Origin of the sequence: Sporosarcina quadrami, from assembly GCF_014836615.1 — a bacterium.
In the GTDB taxonomy this organism is placed as follows: Bacteria; Bacillota; Bacilli; order Bacillales_A; family Planococcaceae; genus Sporosarcina; species Sporosarcina quadrami.
Genome location: NZ_JACSQN010000004.1, coordinates 133,523 through 149,763 on the forward strand (window position 1 = coordinate 133,523; position 16,241 = coordinate 149,763).

The 16,241-nt window shown below is 43.4% G+C and carries 14 protein-coding genes; 6 read left to right on the forward strand and 8 right to left on the reverse strand.

Annotated features, from left to right (window positions below; translation table 11 throughout):
* Positions 1-9 precede the first annotated feature (9 nt).
* The 4 genes from H9649_RS05785 to H9649_RS05800 all read right to left on the reverse strand — a co-directional run bounded on the left by H9649_RS05785 (position 10) and on the right by H9649_RS05800 (position 3,139).
* On the reverse strand, positions 10-324 hold the full coding sequence (locus H9649_RS05785; protein ID WP_191693774.1) for a hypothetical protein: 315 nt from the start codon (positions 322-324) through the stop codon (positions 10-12).
* A gap of 552 nt (positions 325-876) precedes the next feature.
* Positions 877-1,602, reverse strand: a complete 726-nt coding sequence (locus H9649_RS05790; RefSeq protein WP_191693775.1) for an amino acid ABC transporter ATP-binding protein — start codon at positions 1,600-1,602, stop codon at positions 877-879.
* 15 nt (positions 1,603-1,617) lie between these two features.
* Entirely contained in the window at positions 1,618-2,250 is a 633-nt protein-coding gene (locus H9649_RS05795) for an amino acid ABC transporter permease (protein WP_191693904.1), read from the reverse strand.
* A 70-nt stretch (positions 2,251-2,320) separates the two neighbouring features.
* On the reverse strand, positions 2,321-3,139 hold the full coding sequence (locus H9649_RS05800) for a transporter substrate-binding domain-containing protein (RefSeq protein ID WP_191693776.1): 819 nt from the start codon (positions 3,137-3,139) through the stop codon (positions 2,321-2,323).
* Between the two features lie 210 nt (positions 3,140-3,349).
* Between H9649_RS05800 and mgtE the strand changes: the two genes are divergently transcribed.
* Complete coding sequence (mgtE, locus tag H9649_RS05805) at positions 3,350-4,705, forward strand: magnesium transporter (RefSeq protein WP_191693777.1); 1,356 nt, start codon at positions 3,350-3,352, stop codon at positions 4,703-4,705.
* A gap of 78 nt (positions 4,706-4,783) precedes the next feature.
* On the opposite strand, the gene H9649_RS05810 is transcribed toward mgtE, so the two are convergent.
* Positions 4,784-6,301: a succinate CoA transferase gene (locus H9649_RS05810; RefSeq protein ID WP_191693778.1), complete on the reverse strand. Its 1,518-nt coding sequence runs from the start codon at positions 6,299-6,301 to the stop codon at positions 4,784-4,786.
* 425 nt (positions 6,302-6,726) lie between these two features.
* Here H9649_RS05810 and H9649_RS05815 point away from each other — a divergent pair, with 425 nt between their 5' ends.
* Entirely contained in the window at positions 6,727-7,356 is a 630-nt protein-coding gene (locus tag H9649_RS05815; RefSeq protein WP_191693779.1) for a CBS domain-containing protein, read from the forward strand.
* Positions 7,357-7,402: 46 nt separating this feature from the next.
* Here H9649_RS05815 and H9649_RS05820 read toward each other — a convergent pair whose 3' ends face one another.
* Positions 7,403-8,665, reverse strand: coding sequence for an MFS transporter (locus H9649_RS05820; protein ID WP_191693780.1), 1,263 nt, complete (start codon positions 8,663-8,665; stop codon positions 7,403-7,405).
* 197 nt (positions 8,666-8,862) lie between these two features.
* Between H9649_RS05820 and H9649_RS05825 the strand changes: the two genes are divergently transcribed.
* The 4 genes from H9649_RS05825 (at position 8,863) to H9649_RS05835 (ending at position 15,025) form a co-directional block, all read left to right on the forward strand.
* Positions 8,863-11,271: a sensor domain-containing protein gene (locus H9649_RS05825; RefSeq protein ID WP_191693781.1), complete on the forward strand. Its 2,409-nt coding sequence runs from the start codon at positions 8,863-8,865 to the stop codon at positions 11,269-11,271.
* A 482-nt stretch (positions 11,272-11,753) separates the two neighbouring features.
* Positions 11,754-12,500, forward strand: a complete 747-nt coding sequence (locus tag H9649_RS17940) for a purine/pyrimidine permease (protein WP_263613753.1) — start codon at positions 11,754-11,756, stop codon at positions 12,498-12,500.
* A gap of 8 nt (positions 12,501-12,508) precedes the next feature.
* A complete protein-coding gene (locus H9649_RS17945) occupies positions 12,509-13,078 on the forward strand; it encodes a purine/pyrimidine permease (protein ID WP_263613755.1) in 570 nt (189 codons plus the stop codon).
* Positions 13,079-13,087: 9 nt separating this feature from the next.
* Complete coding sequence (locus tag H9649_RS05835) at positions 13,088-15,025, forward strand: GTP-binding protein (protein ID WP_191693782.1); 1,938 nt, start codon at positions 13,088-13,090, stop codon at positions 15,023-15,025.
* Between the two features lie 57 nt (positions 15,026-15,082).
* On the opposite strand, the gene H9649_RS05840 is transcribed toward H9649_RS05835, so the two are convergent.
* Positions 15,083-15,694, reverse strand: a complete 612-nt coding sequence (locus H9649_RS05840; protein WP_191693783.1) for an SAM-dependent methyltransferase — start codon at positions 15,692-15,694, stop codon at positions 15,083-15,085.
* A gap of 111 nt (positions 15,695-15,805) precedes the next feature.
* Positions 15,806-16,147 (reverse strand): thioredoxin family protein, encoded by a 342-nt coding sequence (locus H9649_RS05845; RefSeq protein WP_191693784.1) that lies wholly within the window; start codon positions 16,145-16,147, stop codon positions 15,806-15,808.
* Positions 16,148-16,241: the final 94 nt, after the last annotated feature.

Here is a 16,241-nt window from a genome sequence, read left to right on the forward strand (position 1 = left end):
TTCTATATATTAATTATCTTCCAGCAGAAATGGATCTACGTAAGGAGCAGCATCGAGCCAACCATTAAATATCGAGTATCCATTCGTAGGATGAAAACCTCTATTGTACAGATACCCAGAGTACGTTTTTCCGTTTCGGACTTCTGTAACCCAAATAGCTGATGTATATGTTGGAGCTTTAAGTTGTTCCACAAATATCCTATCTGCCATGGGAGTAATTTGCGCGTTAACGTTATCAGAAGCTTGGACACTTGAGAATGGTGCTGATAATCCTAAACATAAAGCGGCGATTAAACTTAAAGATAATACTTTAATCTTCTTCATAAATTTATTCCTCCATCTCTATTTTTTAGTATAAAAAAGAAACTCTTACGAAGAATATCGGCCGATAGTTCTTACAATTCAATCATTCCATATTCCACCAATATTGTCCATAACTATTTATTGCGCAAATGAGCTGTGAAAAGTAGCGTTTTTAGAGCATTTTCAGACGGCATTTGCGCAAATGACAGGGATTTCACAATTCATTTGCATATTCTTCTGAAATTCCTGGCAGTTCTTCGTCTTCTCCACTCACTTGGAAAGCAGCCGCACTTCCAAATACAATAAGAAATCCAAACATCCATCTCTTCATCTCAGCCACCCTTTCAGCCAACTATCATTTTATAAAAATCCACCGCTTTTTTATATTTGCCATTTCCAGCATAGAGGTCTGCAAGTTTTTTTGCGTAATTCATCCATTGTTTATGGCTGCCTCTCTTTTGATGAGAGTTCTTTACTCACGAAGGAATTATAGCGATTTTTTATAAATGAAAAGCAGCCTCCCATTACAATAGGAAGCTGCATTTCATTTATATACATATATAATAGAAGCTTTTACACATTCACCATCTCTAAAAACTGTTTCGTCCGCTCGTTTGTTGAGTGGTTGAAGAATGTATCAGGGTCTGCGTCTTCGATGATGCGCCCTTCATCGAGCATGATAATCCGGTCTGCCACTTCTTTGGCGAATTTCATCTCATGTGTGACGACGACCATTGTCATCCCTTCATCGGCTAGTTCTTTCATGACTTGAAGCACTTCGCCGACAAGCTCCGGATCGAGCGCTGATGTCGGCTCGTCGAATAGCAAGGCTTTCGGTTCCATCGCAAGAGCTCGCGCGATGGCGACACGCTGTTTTTGTCCGCCTGATAATTTACTTGGGTAGACGTCCGCTTTATCGGAAAGCCCGACTTTCTCCAGTAAATCCAGCGCTAACTGCTTCGCTTTCGCTTTGTTTTCATTCTTCACGATCAACGGTGCTTCCATAATATTCTCAAGCACCGATTTATGCGGAAACAGGTTGAAATGCTGAAAAACCATCCCGACTTCCGCACGTACTTTCGATAGATCGTCTTTCTTTCTATCAATCGGACGGCCATCTATTGTGATCGTCCCCGTTTCCGCCACTTCCAAGAAATTCAGGCAGCGGAGCAACGTACTTTTCCCTGATCCACTGACGCCGACAAGAACGACGACTTCACCCGGATGGATGTCGAGGTCGATTCCTTTCAGCACTTCCAATTTATCATAAGACTTATGAAGATCTATCGTTTTAATCATCTGTATTCCTCCTCATTACGATCCATCCACATTCAGTTTGTTTTCATACAGCTTCAATAGCCAAGTGAAAATGAGAACGAGGACGAGGTAATACATACCAACAACGAGGAACGTCTCAAACTGCATGAAGTTTGAAGCCGCTGCACGGTTCGCCCGCCCGAACAGTTCGGAAACCCCGATCAGATACACTAAAGAAGAGTCTTTCAGCGTGATGATGAACTGGTTGCCGAGTGGCGGAATCGCACGGCGTAATGCTTGCGGGAATACAATTCTGCGCATCGTTTGTGTGCGGTTCATGCCCAGAGCGAGACTCGCTTCCCGCTGCCCCCGGTCGATGCCTTGGATCGCTCCTCTGAATATCTCCGCAATATAGGCTCCATTATGAATGCCTAATGCAATCGCGCCTGCCCAGAAGTTAGACAGGACAACAATTGACGTGATTCCAAAGTATAAAAACATGATTTGTACGATTAGTGGTGTACCGCGGATAATCGTAATATATAAATTGGCGATCGTCTGCAGGATCTTAGATCTTGAAATCTTCATCAAAGCGAAGATGATCCCGAAAACGGTTCCCAACACGACAGCAATTGCCGTAATTTCAAGTGTGATCAGTACAGCTTTCAAGAATCCTTCATACGTACTCATGAACACATCGTATAATCTTATGAATATTTCAGGCAATGGCCACTCCCTCTTCCCATTCCAAAATCAGTTATTATTCCAGTAGCTCTGCATCTTCCAGATCGATATCCAACAGATTGCGGTCGAACCACTTCATTGAAATTTCCTCATATGTGCCGTCATCGATAATTTCCTGGAGCGCTTTGTCAATCGCGTCACGAAGCTCTTCATTATCCTTGTGCACCGCAATCGATGGCTGCTCGACCCAAAGCGGGTTTCCTACTTCTTTAATCTCAAATCCATTATCGATCGCTTCAAAACCAACGATGTCTGCTGTAATAACTGCATCCAGACGGTTCTCGATCGTCAAATCCTGCAATGCGACAACATCACTAGCGTAATACTGAATGTCATCAGATAGCGTTTTTGCAGGTTCTTCATACGTAGATTGGGATACGACACCGATCTTTTTGCCTTTCAGGTCTTCAGGAGACTTGATCTCGTCGTTGCCTTTAGCAACCCAGATCATCCCGCCCGAATAATAATACGGTTCCGTAAATGCTGCTTGTTCCGCACGTTTTTTCGTATACGCCATTGAACCGATGATTGCATCGTATTTATTGGCAACGAGTCCTTGCAGAATTGTTTCAAACGGGTTCGTCACTGGATTAGGTTCTAGTCCCATCTTCTCAGCGATGGCCGCTCCGATTTCCATATCAAAACCTGTCAGTTCACCGTCTTCTTCAAAGTTGAACGGCTTATAAACACCACTTGCCGCGTACGTCAATTTTCCTTTTTTCACGAGACCGAATTCATTGTCTGCGCTTTTAGAAGACTTTTTGTCGCCTCCACATGCTGCAAGTACAAGCATTGTTGCCATCATGACAAATAATAGCGATTTCCAATTTCTCATTTATAATTTCTCCCTTTTTTAAGCCGTAAAACCCTCCGGCCTTTTTTGCTTGCTCTCTAACCCATTTCCCTGCTTTTCTGCCATTAAACATATTTTTAATAGATTCTAATTTTTGTTTGCAATAAGAAAACTCGGGAATAGGGTGATAGCTAGAGTAATCGTGGCTCTTATATTAGTTAATTTTATTAAATAAGAGGTGAATAGAATCCTATGAATAAAGTTCAAGACAAAGAACAGATTTCCCGCGCAATTCTTCATACGTTGAAAGAAGGGCAAAAAGATACGTTCAAAAAAATCATGGATGAATTGAGTCCCTATGATCTTTCTACGCATTACCGGACATTGCCGCGCAAACGGAGGACATTGTTCCTGGAATGGCTGAATATGGATGAAATTGCCACCCTTCTAAGGTATTTAACAAAAAATGAACAGTTACGTCTGTTGAAGAAGATTGGTCCGATGCGATCTACAGAATTGCTTGACCGTATGAAGAGTGATGATTTAGCACTATTATTGACGGACTTGCCTGAGAAGGAAGTGGAGAAACTCATTGCAGAAATGCGTGCTGAAGGGAAAAGGGATATTCGTCTGAAGATGAAATACCCAAAGAAAAGTGCAGGACGCGCAATGATCAGCCAATATGTTTGGGTGCACGAGTCGTATAACGTCCAAAAAGCGATTGACAAATTGAAGCATTTTAAAGAGTACGCGGATTACTTGAATTATGTATACATTATCGATGATCAGAAAAGGCTTGTCGGGGTCGCGTCCTATCGCGATTTATTATTATGTGATCAGAGCAGTCCGATCACTTCCGTCATGGCAACGGATTTGTACAAAGTACGTGAAACGACGAAACAGAGTGATGTTGCGAAAATGATTGGCACGCATGACTTCCTTTCCGTTCCAGTCGTCAATGATGAAGATATCCTCGTTGGTATCATTACTGCCGATGATGTCCTCGACATTGTCATACGGGAAGCGAACGAAGATATTGAAATGCTCTTCGCTTCGGGTAAAGAGATCGACTTCCATACAAAACCGATTGTCGCCACTTATAGACGATTGCCTTGGCTCATTCTGTTGTTGTTCATCGGGCTCGTTTCAGGCAGCATCATTTCCAAATTCGAAGCGACATTAGAAGCAGTCGTCGCTCTCGCTTTTTTCATGCCGATGATTGCTGGAATGACCGGTAATACAGGTACACAGTCACTTGCTGTTGTCGTCCGTGGCCTAGTAACAGAGGAATTATCGCTTAAGAAGTCGATCCAACTCATTTTCCGGGAATTGCTTGTCGGAATCATGCTCGGTATCGTCTGTGGCGCGGTTATATCTGTCATTGCCTATGTATGGCAAGGCAGTTTCGTACTGGGACTCGTCGTTGGCGTATCTCTCATTGCGACACTCATTATCGGTACGTTTGCCGGTACGATTATTCCTTTGATCCTTCATAAGTTCAAAGTGGATCCTGCTGTTGCTTCCGGACCACTCATTACGACGATCAATGACATTTTATCGCTGCTCATTTATTTTGGTATCGCAACGATGTTCATCGACAAGATGTAGAAATGAAAAAAGATGACAGACGTTCTCCCATTTCCGATATATGGAAAGAAGAAAGTGTCTGTCATCTTTATTGTTCATTCAAATACGTTGCTTTTCACTTCGCACAAGCATTGACCCGTGTTGTTGCAAGTTCACGTGCCAAGAAAGAGCCTTTTCTAATACGTGTGGCGTGTGGCCGCCGCGTTCTAATGCTTCATAATAATAGGCCCATAACTGTTCACGATACATGGGGTGTGCACAGTTTGCGATGATGAGACCTACCCGCTGCCTTGGTGCAAGTCCACGTAAATCCGCATAACCGTATTCTGTCACCAGGACATCGACATCATGTTCCGTATGATCGACGTGTGAAACGAACGGGACGACACTCGAAATGTCGCCGCCTTTCCCGACTGATTTCGTCACGAATATGGAAAGCCGCGCATTACGGGCAAAATCACCGGAACCGCCAATCCCGTTCATCATTTTCGTTCCTGTCACATGTGTGGAATTGACGTTGCCATAAATATCGAATTCCAAAGCCGTGTTGATGGAAATGAGACCAAGTCTCCGAATGATTTCAGGATAGTTTGAAATTTCCTGTGGACGCATGATTAATTTATCACGATAGGCATCAAGATTATTAAATACCTTCTCCATCTTCTCTTTCGATAACGTGATGGACGCACTCGACGCAAAGCGCACTTTTCCTGCATCTATCAAATCAAAAACAGCGTCCTGCAACACTTCCGAATACACTTCAAGATCTTCAAATTCCGAATCCAGCAATCCATGTAATACAGCATTCGCTTGAGAACCGATACCGGACTGTAGCGGAGCGAGACGGTTCGTCAATCGGCCCGCTTTCACTTCAGAGCGCAAAAAAGCAATCAGATTAGCTGCCATGACTTCTGTTTCGTGATCTGGTGGAGTAATGGTCGATTCAGAATCCATCTGATGCGTCAAGACGATTCCTTTCACTTTTTCAAGATCAAGAGGAATGCCGACGGATCCGATCCTGTCATCCGTCTTCGTCAAAGGAATGGGAATACGCTCTCCTTGGAATGCAGGATAATACAGGTCATGGATGCCTTCCCATTTCGCTGTATGAGCGGTATTAATTTCGATGATGATCGATTTTGCATGCTTGGCGAAAGACAAGGAGTTCCCTACGGAAGTTGACGGGATAAGCATACCGTCTTCTGTTATCGCCACCGCTTCCAGGATTGCATAATCGATTGGTTCGATTACACCACTGCGGATCCATTCCGGTGTCTGGGATAGATGATGATCGTCAAATAGCAAGGCGCCTTCATTGATGGCTTTGCGCATTGTCTTATCCGCTTGGAATGGTACACGTTTTTTGACGATGCCTGCTTCCGCGAAAAGTCTGTCCGTATCCGAGCCGAGTGAGGCGCCCGTATATACGTTCACTTTAAATTGTTCGTTTTCTGCCCGCTTCACCAGTGCCAGTGGAACTGCTTTTGCATCTCCAGCCCTTGTGAATCCACTAAGTCCCAATGTCATACCCTCTTTGATCCATGAAGCCGCTTCTTCAGGCGAAACGATCAAGTTCCGCAGTTCTTCAATTCTGATACGTTCCATATGAGCATCCATTGACAACTACCTCTTTTCATAACTGTTAATGTGTTTCATGACATGCATTATCGGTTAAGGAGATAAAAGTTGCTTAGATGAATTCCAATAATCAGAAAGGTTGGCATCCGCACCAATTGCGGTTTACACGACGATTGAAGTTCACCGATTAAAGGTTCTCCTCTTACATGAAGAAGGCGCAAACAACATTCACTCTATACAGCAATACCCCGTCTAAGCCCGAAAATGCTAAAGGCCGGCATCCGGAGTGTCACTTATGTCCGGTCGCTATCCTAATTACCTTCATTATACAATAAATTTACTGGCTGGTCTTTCGCATTCGTGAAGTTTTCATGTACATTAACCACTTTTTGAATTATAATGAAAGGCAACTGTAAACGAAAGATTATGACTACACAGAAATTCAGAAAACAGGGGGCAATACTATGCATATTCGAGATTTAATAGTGGAAAGATTGGCAGTCGCTACAGTGAAAGCGGACGCCACTGCAAAAGAGACACTTGCGAAGTTGAACGAAGCAGGCTTTCGCTCTATTCCTGCAGTCGATGAACACGACGCGTATAAAGGAATGATCTACAAAGTAGACTTACTATCGTACTTGTATGAAGAAAAAGGCGATGAAAATGCTTCTATTACAGATCTTTTAAAACACGAAGATACGTATTTGCAGGAAGATGCTTCATTCATGAACGCTTTGTTGCATATTAAAGCATTGCCATTCATTAGCGTTATTAAAGATGACAAGTTGTTAGGGATTGTCACACATAACAAGATTGAAAGTGTACTTGAGGATGCATTCGGACTAAAGACAGGCGGTATCAATATTACACTAGCTTCGACTGAAGCACGTGGAATGATCCGGAAATTGACGACGACATTGAAAGACGAAAATATCGAAGGAATGCTAACGCTTGATAACGGATCTGCCCTCGCTAGACGAGTTGTCATTACATTAGAGAACGGTAAATCTGAAGATGAGCTGAACAAATTGCGTGAAAGATTGGAGAAGAACGGTTTCCGTATTCTTCAAATGCAACGTATGGAACCAAAATGAGAAGAAGGCTGCTCCCACTATCGGGTGCAGCCTTCTTTATAATTCTTTAAACTAATTCACTCTGTGGTTTTGGCACCATTCTCAACAAGATGCCACCGATGATAAACAGGATAACAAGACTGAAAACGCCGTATGCCGAGCTGCCTGTCATTTGTGCAGTAACACCGACTAGCAATGGCCCCATCACAGCTGCAAACTTGCCGAATATGTTATAGAATCCGAAAAACTCATTGGATTTTTCTTTCGGCACCAGTTGCGCAAAGTACGAGCGGCTCAATGCTTGAATTCCGCCTTGCGAAGTGGCAACAAGCATAGCAAGAATCCAGAAGTCTAGCGTCGTCGAAAGGAAAAACGCATAAATACATATGATGATGTACACACATATCCCTACATACAACATCGTTTTCACTGAGAACTTATGTGCAAGTTTACCGTAAATAATGGCAAAAGGCGCAGCAACTATTTGCGTAACTAATAAGATGATCAGCAAGTCCGTAGCACCAATACCCAAATCCGAACCGTAAGCGGTCGACATGCTTATAATCGTACCGACACCGTCAATGTAGAAGAAATATGCCAATAGGAAAATGAACACAGTTCGATACTTCTTTATTTCTTTGAACGTATTGCCGAGACGTCTGAAGCTCCCTGCCAGCAACTTTGGTTCACGTTCAATGGAGTGAATCTGTATGACATTTTTCAACATCGGTATCGTAAAGGCAAACCACCAGATTCCTGTAATGACAAATGCTAGTTTAGTAGCAATCGCCATTTCAATCGGTATGATACCCTTTTCTGCCAATAGAATAATTGCAATACTGATGATGAAAGGAATTGCCCCTCCAATATACCCAAGTCCAAAACCTCTGGACGATACTTCATCCATTTTTTCTTCAGGGGTCACGTCAACAAGGAACGCATCGTAAAATATATTTGCACCATGAAAACCGACTGCCGTAATTGCATAAATGATTAACAGCGGCAACCACGAACCGTCTGGAACAAACGCCAGTGATACAGTCGATACGGATCCAATAAGGAAAAATGCGAAAAAGAATTTCTTTTTCAATCCTTTATAATCAGCGATTGTTCCCAGAATCGGCCCAAGCATAGCCAAAATGAATGTCGCGATCGCTACGGTATACCCCAGATAAGCCGTAGAATCATTCATTTCAATGCCAGCGTCCGTTGCAACAGATTTAAAGAATAACGGAAAAACAGCAGTTGTGATGACAATGGAATAAGCGGAATTCGCCCAATCATATAGCACCCAACTATTTTCTGTTTTTGTATACTTTCCATTTTTCATTTACACACCCCTTTCTTCTATTATTAAGTGTACAATTATTATGAGAAATATAGTAGTTTAAATTGTACATTTTTCAAAATATATAGATACGATAGGTCAAAAGTGATATAATAGTAGCATTATCGAGTACAATTTGGTCTGTTTATAGATAAAAACACCTTCTTTGCTATTTTGTATTTTCAGAAAGGATCGTATATATGGTTTTTTTAAAATCCAACACGTCCACTCTCCTAGCATTATTAGATAATACATTTTGCCTATCTATTACTGACGCTGATGGGTTATTAGTTTATGTTAATCAGAATTTCTGTGACTTATCGGGTTATTCTGAAGAGGAATTGATTGGGCATACATATGAAATTACCAATCCGCGTTATAGGGATATAAACTTCACGAAAGAAATGAAAGCGTATTTCAAAACGAATACCGTCTGGCATGAAAAAATTAGCGCTATAAATAAAAGTGGTAATAAGTATTGGGTAAACGCGACTGTTATCCCTTTAAAAGATGGCAATAATAAAATCATTCAGTTTCTATCTGTAGATGTGGATATTACCGGTCGTGAATTAATTGACGAAAAATATAATAAAACGTTGCATAACTTAAAGAATATTGAAAACGCTCTCGACTATTCCTCTGTTGTAGCAATTACCGATCCAAATGGCGTCATTACTTATGTAAATGAGAAATTCTGTACACTATCACAGTACTCAAGCGAAGAACTTATCGGCAAAACTCACCGTGTTATCAATTCAAATTATCATCCTAAACGTTTTTTTGCTGACATGTGGAAAACTATCCGATCAGGGGAAATTTGGCAAGGCGATGTTTGTAATAAAGCGAAGGATGGCTCGATTTATTGGGTAAGTACGACAATTGTTCCTTTCTTCGACGCGAACGGCAAACCAAAACATTACATAGCTATCCGGCATGATATTACAGATCGGAAAAGCGCCGAGAAATCACTTGAATTGGCACTTCAAAATGACTTTACGACGACTGTAAAGAATTTACAAAACGCGATTTTTAAATATAGGTGTAACGATGATGGATTTATAGAATTCACGCTGTTTGAAGGGCAGATTAAAGAGCAGTTGGGCTTATCTGCGCAACGATTGAACGAACGTGAGTTTAAAGATGTTTTTACTCCTGAAGAACTTCAGATGTTCAATAGTCAGCTACTAGCAGGGTTATCGGGGGAAAAAGTGCAATTTGAACTTACCTATCAAAATATAACTTTACTTGTTCACCTATCCCCTATTATTAACGAGGGCAAAGTCATAGAGGTTGTTGGTACAGCGATTGATATTACAGAACGCATTGAAGCGGAGCGTGTCATCGAACATATGGCATACTTTGACTATTTGACGGGCTTGCCGAATCGGCGCAACTTGCAAGAGTTCATAAAACGATTAATCTCCGAGGGAAGCGAACCTTTTTCTGTCTTCTTCTTAGATCTCGATCGATTTAAAAATGTCAATGATTCGCTAGGTCACCAAGTTGGTGATCAACTTCTTGTAGCCGTTGGGGCTCGGTTAAGAAGTTACACGACAGAAGACGATTTTATTGCGCGCTTAAGCGGTGACGAATTCATACTCGTTATACGTTCGTCTGATGTGGACCGGCTGACTGCAATTGCTACAACACTAGTATATGAATTATCCCAACCTTATAAAATTGGCATCCATGAAGTGTTCATTACACCAAGTATCGGCATTTGTCTTTATCCGGAAGACGGAAATGACTATAATACTTTGATGAGAAACGCTGATTCAGCGATGTATACGACTAAGGAAGAAGGTAAAAGCAGTTTTCGCTTTTTCACTTCACATTTGCAAAGGGAAATGGTGGAGAAAAGTTTTTTAGAGATGGAAATTCGGCATGGCCTCGATAAAGGGCAATTTTCACTTCATTATCAACCACAGTATGATTTGGAGACTGGTTTGATTAATGGACTTGAAGCGTTGTTACGATGGGAGCATCCTGAGCGCGGATTTGTGCCACCGAACAACTTTATACCGATTGCTGAAGAAAATGGTTTCATCCTTCCGCTTGGCGCGTGGGTGCTTGAACAGGCATGCAAACAAGCAAAAGGGTGGCAGGAAAAGGGCTTCAGACCACTTCGTATAAGCGTCAATGTATCAATGCGACAGTTCGTCCAACCGACGTTCGTTGAGGATGTGAAGCGAATATTGCAGGAAACCGATCTCGACCCAGCTTTTTTGAATTTGGAGATTACCGAAAGTATGATGTCGGATGTACAACAATGCCAACCGAAACTGCTAGAACTGCAACAAGCCGGTATTTCTGTCAGCATTGATGACTTTGGTACAGGCTACTCGTCATTTCTCTATTTGAGCAAATTCCCAATATCTCACTTGAAGATTGATCAGGCGTTCATACGTGAACTAAGTAATGAAAACTTGATGATTGTTAAAGCCATTATTGATCTGGCGAAGAACCTGAATCTCAACGTCATTGCGGAAGGTGTCGAAACGAGCGAGCAAGAGCTGTTTCTAAAACAGCTTCATTGTGATGAAGTGCAAGGGTACTATTATGCAAAGCCGATGCCTGGTGATGAGGTTGAGAAGTTGCTACTAATTTAGTGAGTGTTGCGCACCCAGGAATTGGGTGCGTTTTCTGTTGCGCGTGGCGTTGATTGTGTTGCGATGGGCTTTGATTGTGTAGCGCACCCGATTGATTGCGTTACGATGTGCGTTGATTGTGTTACGCCGCGTGTTAATTGTGTTACGACCCGTTGATTGTGTTGCGCATCCGAATGATTGTGTTACGACCCGTTGATTGTGTTGCGACGCGTGTTGATTGTGTTACGACCCGTTGATTGTGTTGCGCACCCGATTGATTGTGTTACGAGCTGCGTTGATTGTGTTGCGACGCGTGTTAATTGTGTTACGACCCGTTGATTGTGTTGCGCATCCGATTGATTGCGTTACGAGCTGCGTTGATTGTGTTGCGCGCCATTGATTGCGTTGCGATGGGCGTTGATTGTGTTGCAAAGCCACCTTCCTTTCGCGATCAAATTATGATATAGTTGCGCGTAAAATAAGCGTGGTGAGGAGGTGTTTGAATGGATGAGAAAAAGTTGGGCTTATCCGTTACAATGTTAGCGGGGTTCCAGTGGCTGTTTTTCCTGTTTGCGAATACGGTTGTTATTCCAATCTCAGTTGGGGCGGCGTTTGAAATGGATCAGGTTGAAATTGTTTCCGCCATTCAGCGCTCTTTCATCTTGACGGGAATGGCGTGCATTTTGCAAGGAGTCGCTGGGCATCGACTTGCGTTAATGGAAGGCCAATCAGGATTATGGTGGGGCGTCATTTTGAGCTTGGCGGGAACGGCAAGCGCGATGGGGCTTGATTTGGCTACTGTCGGCGGTAGTATCGCGGTTGGCGCGATGATTTCCGGTGCGCTTGTCGCGGTCTTCGGTTTAATAGGCATTGGTGAAATTCTTAAAAGGTGGTTCACACCTGCTGTCATGTTTGTCTTTCTTTTGCTTCTGGCGAATCAGCTGATCTCCATCTTCCTGAAAGGGATGGTCGGTCTGAACGCAGGCTCTGTCATCGATATTCGGGTTACGGTGTTTTCCTTCCTACTTGCCGGGTTCACGATTCTTGTTCATGTGAAAGGGAAAGGAATTTTGAGTAGCATGAACTTGTTGGTCGGAATGGTTGTGGGTTGGTCCGCCGCTGTGCTGCTATTTCCAGCGGACACTACCGAGGCGATTCATACAAAGCCTTTCATCACTTGGTTTCCTTGGGGGGAGCCGACTGTTGAGTGGGGCATTGTCATTACGGTTGTTGTAACGGGGTTGTTGTAACGGGGTTGTTGAATACGACGAATACGATTGCGACGTTGAAAGGGGCGGAGGATATTTTCGGCAAGGAGACGACGCGGTTTCAGTACCGTTCTTCGTTTTTCATCACGGGTGTTTTCACGTCAATCGCCGGGATGCTGGGGCTTGTGCCTTATGCGCCTTATGCTTCGTCGCTCGGTTTTTTGCAATCGACGGGTATCCGTGAACGAGCACCGTTTTTCCTTGGTTCGGCGTTGTTCATATTCCTTGGACTCATGCCAGAATTGACAGCGTTTTTCTCGACGATTCCGCACAGTGTTGGCAATACGGTTTTATTTGTAGCGTATTTGCAGTTGTTTCGTTCGGCATTGCGCAATATTGAAGGGTTGACATTCGATCCGAAGACGATTTACCGGGTAGCGCTGCCAAGTCTTGTCGGGTTATCGATTATGACAATGCCGCGAAATGTATTCTCGACGGTGCCTGAACTATTGCAGCCGTTGCTTTCAAACGGCTTGCTTGTCGGTATTATGGCGGCGCTCGTCATGGAGCTGTTTTATTGGTTCGGTCCGAGAATTCCGCGTTTACCAATGAAGAAATAGAGGTGTATTATGCATAAGACAATTGGAATTGTTGCTCACGTTGATGCGGGCAAGACGACATTTTCGGAGCAATTGCTCTTTCATACAGCAAGTATTCGCAAGCGTGGCCGTGTCGATCATCAGGATGCTTTCCTCGATAGTCATGCCATTGAGCGAGATCGTGGAATTACGGTATTCGCGGATCAGGCGAACTTTACATATGGCGGCTCTCATTACACACTTATCGATACGCCCGGTCACGTCGACTTTTCGCCTGAAATGGAGCGTGCCATTCAAGTGATGGATTACGCAATTGTCATCATCAGCGCGGCGGATGGTGTGGAAGGTCATACGGAAACGGTATGGCAGTTATTGTGCAAACATCGTGTTCCTACCTTCCTTTTTCTGAATAAAACCGATCGTGAAGGCGTCGATATGGACGCGGTCATTGATGAAATCAAGTCGGATTTATCCGGCGAACTCTTTGATATTGCAACGTTGGCAGGAGAAAGCATGACGGATGAACTCATCGAATTCATTGCGGAGCGCGACGAGGATTTGCTAGAGCGTTATATGGATACGGGTTATGACGAAGACATGTGGCTTACAGCTTTGAGACGGATGATACAAGATGGCGATGTGTTCCCATATGGAGCGGGTTCGGCATTGAAGGATATCGGTGTTGTTGAATTCCTCGAACAAGTAGATCGACTTACAGAGACAACTTATTCAGATGAAGGGCGATTCTCGGGGCGAGTGTATAAGATCCGGCATGATGAAAACGGTCATCGCATCACTTATTTGAAAGTGCTGCAAGGTGTGTTAGACGTTCGGGATGAGGTTCATTACGGGGATCTATCTGAAAAAGTGACACAGCTCCGTACGTATAATGGCACGAAATATAGTCCGGTGGATGTCGCACATGCAGGTGAAATCATTGCGGTGACGGGATTGACGGAAGCGGCTGCGGGTGATGCACTCGGTGCGCTCACTGACAAGGCTACATATGATCTTGTTCCGACATTGAAATCGAAAGTAATTTTTGACGGCACGATGCATGTGAAAGAAGTGTTGCATAGTTTTAAATTGCTCGATGCCGAGGACCCTTCCTTACATGTGATTTGGGATGAGCATGTGCAGGAAATTCACGTTCACGTGATGGGTGTCATCCAACTGGAAGTGTTGAAACAGATTGTTCTGGATCGTTTCGGGTTTGATGTGTCGTTTGGTGATCCTAAAATCTTGTATATGGAAACCATTCGTTCTGCAGTGAACGGCTATGGCCACTTTGGACCGCTGAAACATTACGCCGAAATCCATTTAAAAATGGAGCCTGCACCTCGCGGGAGCGGTATTGCTTTTGAAAACAAGTGCCATGCGAACGACCTATCTGTCGGCAACCAAAACTTAGTGCGTAGCCATTTGTTCGAGCGTGCGCATCATGGTTTATTGACGGGATCAGCATTGACTGATGTGAAGTTCACATTGCTGACAGGCAGAGGCCATAATGAGTATACATCAGGCGGCGACTTCCGTGAAGCGACGTTTAGAGCCATGCGTCAAGGACTGGAGAAAGCGGATAATCTGTTGCTGGAGCCTGTGTATGATTTCAAAATCAAGGTGGAGATGGATCATATCGGCCGTGTACTTTCTGATATCCAACAAGCATCCGGCCGTTTTGGCGCACCTGAGACAATCGGCAACAAAACGGTGGTCACAGGACGCGTTCCAGTGGCAACGTTCATGAATTACAGTACGGCATTCGCTTCATTCACGAACGGCAAAGGCGCGCTGTCGCTGCAGTTCGGCGGCTATGAGGAATGCCATAATACGGCGGATGTAATTGAAATGCTTGGGTACAACAAAGACGCCGATCCGGAATACACATCGACGTCCATCTTCTGCGCGAAAGGCAAAGGCTATGCAGTTCCATGGCATGAAGCGGAAGATGCGATGCATTTATTGTGAGAATTGGAAAAGGAAGACTGCCTTGTCGGGTGGTCTTCCTTTTCTAATAGAAAGATATTACGATCCACATAACCGATAGACCAAAAACCGCTCATTCTCATCATTTTCATTTAACCGTTCGACTTGAACTTCTTTCAACAATTCAAACGGTGTTTGGTTTTCCATGAATTGCACGTAGTCATTCGTCGGGTAATACAATATCACATCTACCGGCCGCGCGTTACACTCCACGGACGACATAATATTACCGATGACAGTCATGAAGATTTCAATGGAAAAAGGATTGAAGAAATAAAAGCGGTTTTCTGATGAAGCAATTTTGTAAGTCTCCGCAAAACAGCGGTCAAAGCTGATCGCTCCACCTTGTCGTTTGTTCTTCCTTCTATATTTCACGAGGTTTTCAATGGCGTCCTGGTAGAGTTGCCCGTTCATCTCAATTCCTGTTACGGATGCCTGGAAACGATGATGCACATAAAATGATACCCGTGCTTTGCCGCAACCGAAATCGACAAATCCATCTGAACGTCCGATCTCGTATTCCTTAAAAAGCGCATCGAGTGCCTCGTAAGGTGTTGCTTCATACCGATTATAATGAGGAGACTGGTTTAACAGTTCCAATGTGCCCGCCGTTTTAATGCGCAGCAGGTTATCGTACTCTTTTTCATTCACCGGAATTCCTCCATTCGATCGTCGCCTTATTGTACGTGTCTTCTGGGCAAAAAGACAAGCGCAAAAACACGGTTTCCATGAATGAACATGAAAACCGTGCTAAATTTATTCTTATAGAACTTCTTCCAAGAAATCAAGGAAGTCTTGGCGGTTCAAATAACCGATATATGTTTTAACGACTTCGCCTTTATTGAACAAGTAGAGGGATGGAAAAGCTGAGATGTCATATTTGATTTGAACCGGGTTCGATTTCGCTTCGAAGTCTTCAAATGTTACCCAGTGCTTCACAAACTTGATTTTGCCTTCCAATTCTTCAGCAACGTCTTCAAGTACAGGTTCGAATGCTTGGCAAGGGCCGCACTCATCTGTATAAAAATCAACGAAAACCGGTAGTTCACATTCTAGCACTTCTTTGTTGAAATCTTCTTTTGCAACTTCTAATACGTGGGACATTATAATTCCTCCTTAAGAGTAGAAAGTTTGGTTGAAAGCGTATTCATGACTAGTCTGAATACTCTATCCTTACTTTACCCCGATTTGGTATGGA